The 4,286-nt window shown below is 70.2% G+C and carries 5 protein-coding genes; 3 read left to right on the forward strand and 2 right to left on the reverse strand.

Going from position 1 to position 4,286, the window contains the following annotated elements:
* The coding region (locus AC27KI_RS19625; protein WP_487090509.1) for a cytochrome b/b6 domain-containing protein at window positions 1-326 on the forward strand (326 nt) is incomplete at its 5' end.
* A gap of 18 nt (window positions 327-344) precedes the next feature.
* Here AC27KI_RS19625 and AC27KI_RS19630 read toward each other — a convergent pair.
* Window positions 345-902, reverse strand: a complete 558-nt coding sequence (locus tag AC27KI_RS19630; protein ID WP_284429687.1) for a DUF4124 domain-containing protein — start codon at window positions 900-902, stop codon at window positions 345-347.
* Window positions 903-986: 84 nt separating this feature from the next.
* Window positions 987-2,969: a lytic transglycosylase domain-containing protein gene (locus AC27KI_RS19635; RefSeq protein ID WP_487115375.1), complete on the reverse strand. Its 1,983-nt coding sequence runs from the start codon at window positions 2,967-2,969 to the stop codon at window positions 987-989.
* Between the two features lie 15 nt (window positions 2,970-2,984).
* On the opposite strand from AC27KI_RS19635, the gene AC27KI_RS19640 reads away from it, so the two are divergent.
* Together AC27KI_RS19640 and AC27KI_RS19645 are read left to right on the forward strand one after the other, a co-directional pair.
* Window positions 2,985-3,557 carry a 5-formyltetrahydrofolate cyclo-ligase gene (locus AC27KI_RS19640; protein ID WP_272565224.1) on the forward strand — a complete coding sequence of 191 codons (573 nt, stop codon included), beginning with the start codon at window positions 2,985-2,987 and terminating at the stop codon, window positions 3,555-3,557.
* A gap of 120 nt (window positions 3,558-3,677) precedes the next feature.
* Window positions 3,678-4,286, forward strand: a 609-nt coding sequence (locus tag AC27KI_RS19645; RefSeq protein WP_487115377.1) for a glutathione S-transferase family protein, incomplete at its 3' end; no start/stop codon positions are given.

Raw genomic sequence — 4,286 nt, forward strand, 5'->3', positions numbered from 1 at the left:
CCGCCACCTGGGCCTACGCGCGGGCCGTGGGCGCGGGACGCGCGCCGCGCCACCTGGGCCACAACCCGCTGGGCGGCTGGATGGTGGTGGCGCTGCTGGGCTGCATCGGTCTGCTGGGGTTCACCGGTTGGCTCTACACCACCGACTTGTTCTGGGGCTACGGCTGGCTCGCCAACCTGCACGAGGGCCTGGGCTGGACCCTGCTGGGCCTGGTCGCCCTGCACGTGGGCGGCGTGCTGTTCACCGGGTACAAGCACCGCGAGAATCTCGTGCGGGCCATGGTCACCGGGCGCAAGGCCCCGCCCACGGGCGACGACGTGCCTTGAGCGCCGGCAGGCCGGGCTTCAGAAGCGGTGCTGCTGCGCGCACCCCATCACGTGGTTGCGGTCGTTGGAAATGCACTGGTAGAAGTCGCGCTTGACGCCCGTGGCCGATTCACAGTCGCCGACCGTGATGTGGCTGCGCGTGGCGCGGATCTTGCCCGCCGTGGCTTCGTATTGCTCGCGGGTCAGGTAGCCGTCGCGTGCGTTCTTGTCGCCGGTCTCCAGCATGGTGTCCAGGCCCGAGGTCGCGTTGCTCACCGCCCTGCCGCAGGACAGCGGCACCTTGCCCGGCTGCGTCTTGGTCAAACCCTGCGCCAGGCCATTCACCTGGTCCTGCACGTCCCGGGGCAGCTTGCGCGGCGCGGCGGCGGAACCGGTCCCGCCGCTGCTGCCGAACGGCACCGTGTTGTGCAACTGCGGCTGCTCGGCCGTGGACAGGTCTGGCGGCTGCTGGCCATACTGCGTGCGGCCCTGCGCATCCACCCACTTGTAGACCGGCTGCGCCGAAACGGCCCCGCACAGCAACCCGGCTGCCAAGGCGATGGCCGCAGCGGCCCCGATTCTCTTCTTGTTGGACATGGTTTTTTTTTATGAAACGGCCGCCCTCCGCGGCCGGGTGAAACCGCAGTGCCGGGCGCCCTCGCACCCGGCACCGCGCAGGAATCAGGGCAGGTCCTTGTTCGGCTCCGGCACCGCGGCATCGCGCGGCCCCACGCTGCCCAGCCGCCCCTTGAGCGACTGCGGCTGGCCGCTCAGGATCGCGGCGTACAGCGTCGTGTTGGCCAGCACCTTCTTCACGTAGTCGCGCGTTTCGCTGAAAGGCACGTTCTCCGCCCAGATGGCCGCCTCCAGCAGCGGGCCGTTGCGCCAGTTGCGCGGGCGGCCCGGGCCGGCGTTGTAGGCCGCCGCGGCCAGGGGCATGGAGCCGTCGAAATCGTCCAGCGCCAGCTTGAGGTAGGCGGTGCCGATGGTGATGTTGGTCTCGCGGTCGTTGATCTGGTCGGGCGTGAAATTCGCCATGCCGATCTTGCGGGCCGTCCAGCGGGCCGTGGCCGGCATCACCTGCATGAGGCCGGAAGCCCCCACGCCCGAGCGCGCGTCCATGACGAAGCGGCTTTCCTGGCGGATGAGCCCGTACACGTAGGCCGGGTCGAGCCCGATGGCCTGCGAGCGCGCCACCACCGTGCTGCGAAACGGCATGGGAAAGCGCTGCGATGCGTCGAACGCCGCCTTGGTGCGCTCGCTGGTGTTGATGCAGCGGTCCCACACCTCGCGCTGGCAGGCGAACTCGGCGGCGGCCAGCAGCTCGCGGTCGGCCATGCCGCCCGGGCTGTGCAGGTTGGTGGCGTAGTTCCATTCGCGCACGCCTTCGCCGCGAAGCCCCAGCAAGATGGCGTACAGCCCGCGGTTGAGCGACGGGTTGGCGCGCACGGCGGCCTTTTCCTCGGGCGTCGGCGGCAGGGGCGCGGCCGGCAGCACCACGCGCTGTCCCAGCTCTTCCAGGGCCAGCATTTCATAGAAGCCGTTGGTGCCCGCGATGCGTTCGAGCAGCTCGCGGGCGCGGGCCTTGTCTTCGTCGCCCGGACGGTTGGACAGCCAGGCGCGGGCACGCCAGTAGGTCCACGTGCTGTCCTGGCGGGCGGTGGGCGACATGGCGTCGATGGCGCGCGCCACCTGCTTCCACTGCCCGGCCCGCAGGGCGGCGCGCACCTTCCAGCCCAGGGTGTCGTCGGACAGGTCGGCGTCCTTGGACACGTTGCCGAAGTAGCCCATGGCGTCCGGCGACAGCGCGATCGCCGTCTGCTTGCCGATCACGCCCCAGACCCAGTTGCGCTCCTCGGACGACAGCTGCACGCCCCACTTGGCATCCAGCAGCCGCGCCGCGGCGCCGGGGTCGGCCATGGCCATCTTGATGAGCCCGAGCACGACCAGCTCCTGGCGCACGCGCCCGGCGGCCGTGGCGCGGCTGGCCAGGAACTTGACGGGCGAATCGAACACCTCGCGCAGTTGCGGCAGCGCCTCGGGCGCCACGATCTCGACCGCGTTGCGCGTGGCGCGGGCGCGGTTGGCCTCGGCCGACAGGCGCGCCTTGCGCCAGATGTCCATGGCCGTGACCTTCTTGTCGGCATAGAACTCGGCCACCGCGTGCGTGCAGCCGTCGTCGGCCTCGCGCTGGCCGTACCAGTTGCGCAGCACCTCCTCGATGGCGCCGGCCGGCGCCGTGCCCTTGATCTGCTCGATCAGCAGCGCGTAGCAGCGCACCTCGCGGTCGTCTCCCATGCGGAACTGCGGGTGCAGCTCGGAAAACTGCACCCAGTCGCGGCGCTGGCCCACCAGCAGCAGCCAGTCGTTGCGCAGGCGGTCTTCCTGGTAGGTGCCGGCGTAGCGCTGCAGGAAGGCGCCCACCTCCTGCGGCAGGGCCTCGCCGAGGCGGGCCCGCAACTCCCAGTAGGCGGCCCAGGGCTCGAGCACGTGGCCACGGGCACTCGGCAGCAGCTGGGTGAGCCGTTGCCGGTCGCCCTTGCGGAAGGCCTGCTGCATCTCCAGCAGGGTATCGTCACCCCGGTTTTGCGCGACCGCAAGGGTCGCGCCACCGGCGAGCAAGGCGCCCGCGACGAGCGGTGTCAGAATCTTGAGCAATTGCATTGGGGGAATTATGTGATGGACAAAGCAGCCCTGCGCCGCGCACTGGTAGAAGAACGCCTGAACCTCCCCGACCGCCTACAGCGGGCGGACCTGCTTCAGCGCGTCATGCGAATCTGGCTGGTGGACCGGCCCGACACCGTCATCGGAGCCTACTGGCCCATCAAGGGCGAGTTCGACCCGCTCCCGGCGCTGCACCGCTGGAAGGAAGACGGCGAGCTGCTCGACGAGCCCCAGCGGCGCCGCATCGGCCTGCCGGTGGTGGACAAGGTGCACAAGACCCTCACCTTCCACGCCTGGTACCCCGGCTGCCCGATGGAGGAGGACGCCTACGGCATCCCCAAGCCCAAGGACACCGAGGTGATCGTGCCTTCCCTGCTGTTCGTGCCCTGCGTGGGCTACGGCCCCGGCGGCTACCGGCTGGGCTACGGCGGCGGGTTCTACGACCGCACGCTGGCCACGCTGCAGCCGGTGCCCACCACGGTGGGCCTGGGCTTCACGCACGGCTACATCGACGACTTCGAGCCCGAGGCCCACGACCTGCCACTGAACGCCATCCTGAACGACAACGGCGTGGTCTGGCCGATCTGACCGGCCAGGGCCGCCAGGCACCGCTGATGCGCGGCGCGCATCAGTCGCCCGGCGAAAAGGCATCGAAAGGCTGCTCGACGGCGTCGTAGGATGCACCTCCCGTTCTCCGAGGTGAATCCCATGTTCCAGCTCTACATCGGCAACAAGAACTACTCCTCTTGGTCCATGCGCCCCTGGGTGCTGCTGCGCCAGGCCGGCATCGCGTTCGAGGAAGTGCCGCTGCGTTTCGACAGCTTCGACGAAGGCTCGCAGTTCAAGCAGAAGATCCAGGCGGTCACGCCCACCGGCAAGGTGCCCGTGCTGGTCGACGGCGACCTGGCGGTGTGGGACACCCTCGCCATCGCCGAATACGTGGCGGAAAAGCACCCGGACAAGGCGCTGTGGCCTGCCGACGCGGCCGCCCGCGCACGGGCCCGCAGCGTCTGCGCCGAGATGCACAGCGGCTTCTCCGCGCTGCGCGGCGCCTGCCCCATGAACATCGAGGCCCGCCTGCCCGACACCGGCGCCCTGCTGTGGCGCGACCGCCCCGCCGTGCGCGCCGACGTGGCGCGGCTGATCGAGATGTGGACGGCGCTGCTGCAGGCGCACGGCGGCCCGCTGCTGTTCGGCGGGTTCACCATCGCCGATGCCTTCTTCGCCCCCGTGTGTTCGCGCCTGACCACCTACGCCCTGCCGCTGCCCGCGCACATCGCGGGCTATGTGGAGCGCGTGCTGGCGCTGCCGGGCGTG

The sequence above is a fragment of the Acidovorax sp. KPB24-03 genome (assembly GCF_057546605.1).

Coding starts and splice junctions, on each gene's coding strand:
- AC27KI_RS19630 (WP_284429687.1), bottom strand. CDS start 902: ATGTCCAACAAGAAGAGAATCGGGGCCGCTGCGGCCATCGCCTTGGCA.
- AC27KI_RS19635 (WP_487115375.1), bottom strand. CDS start 2,969: ATGCAATTGCTCAAGATTCTGACACCGCTCGTCGCGGGCGCCTTGCTC.
- AC27KI_RS19640 (WP_272565224.1), top strand. CDS start 2,985: ATGGACAAAGCAGCCCTGCGCCGCGCACTGGTAGAAGAACGCCTGAAC.